The organism is Paenarthrobacter histidinolovorans, assembly GCF_014647595.1.
Lineage (GTDB): Bacteria > Actinomycetota > Actinomycetes > Actinomycetales > Micrococcaceae > Arthrobacter > Arthrobacter histidinolovorans.
This window is the reverse complement of record NZ_BMPM01000022.1, coordinates 1-1,082: the sequence shown is the minus strand read 5'-3', so window position 1 is coordinate 1,082 and position 1,082 is coordinate 1. Positions and strand designations below refer to the sequence as shown.

Here is a 1,082-nt window from a genome sequence, read left to right as displayed (position 1 = left end):
TGGTACTGCACCCGGGAGGGTGTGGGAGAGTAGGACACCGCCGGACAACCATTAGCCAAGAGCCCCAACCCCCCAAAAGGGTCGGGGCTCTTGCCATTTAACAAACCAACACCACTAACACCCAACCGCGCCCGGACAGGCCAGCGCCCAACCGTGCCTGGCAGGCCCCAACCCCAGGCTGGCATGCCCCAACCCCAGCCCAGGGATTGGGGCCCTATTTGTGTTTGACCCCCCACCCCACACAACCCACCCCCAAGGGAAGGCCTAGTCAGATGGCGGCCGTTCAGGCGTTGCTTGTCTTGGCGGCCTTCGCTGCGGCTTTTGCTGCTTGCTTGCTGGCGCGGACCTTGGCCAGTGAGGTTGGGTCCACAATGTCGGCTACGGACAAGTAGGAGCCTTCTTCTCCGTAGTGGCCGGCGGACTCCCGCCACCCGTTGGCTTTGAGGCCGCACTGCTTGCCCAAGAGCGCCAGGAAGATCCTGGCCTTTTGCTCTCCGTAGCCGGGGAGTGCCTGGAGCCTGCGGAGTACTTCGGGGCCGTCAGGGTTTCCTCGCGTCCAGATCGCTGCGGCATCGCCGTCCCAGTCGCTGCGCACCGTGGCTGCGAGGGCCTGGACCCTGCCCGCCATGGAGCCCGGGAAGCGGTGGACTGCCGGCCTCTCCTTGAAGAGCTCCACGAAGGTGGCTGGATCCTGGTCGGCAACAGCGCCGGGGTCCAGGGTCCCGAGGCGTGCACGGATCTTCTCCGGGCCCGCAAAGGCGGATTCCATGGTGACTTGTTGATCGAGCAGCATGCCCGTCAACAACGCAAAAGCGTCTTGACTGAGCAGTTGGTCCGCGGCGTCGTCGCCTGTGATGTGGAGTTCCATGCGTCCCATCCTCCCACCCGCCGGCGGCGTCGTCACGGCGCAAATTCGGGCGTGGTTGTGGGTGGGGTTCGGTGGTGGTTGTGGGGGTTTTGGGGGTTGGTGTGGGGGTGTGGGGTGGTGGATTTGCGTTGGGGTTGTGGGGCGTGTATTGTTTTTTGAGTCGCCGGGTGCGAAACGGAAAGCCGGAAGGTGTGTACGGTTCGGTAGGCGGCCA

1 protein-coding gene is annotated in these 1,082 nt (G+C 64.5%); it reads right to left on the bottom strand.

The genetic code is table 11. The features are described from left to right. Positions 1-283 precede the first annotated feature (283 nt). Positions 284-877: an HhH-GPD-type base excision DNA repair protein gene (locus IEY62_RS21605; protein ID WP_189021457.1), complete on the bottom strand. Its 594-nt coding sequence runs from the start codon at positions 875-877 to the stop codon at positions 284-286. Positions 878-1,082: the final 205 nt, after the last annotated feature.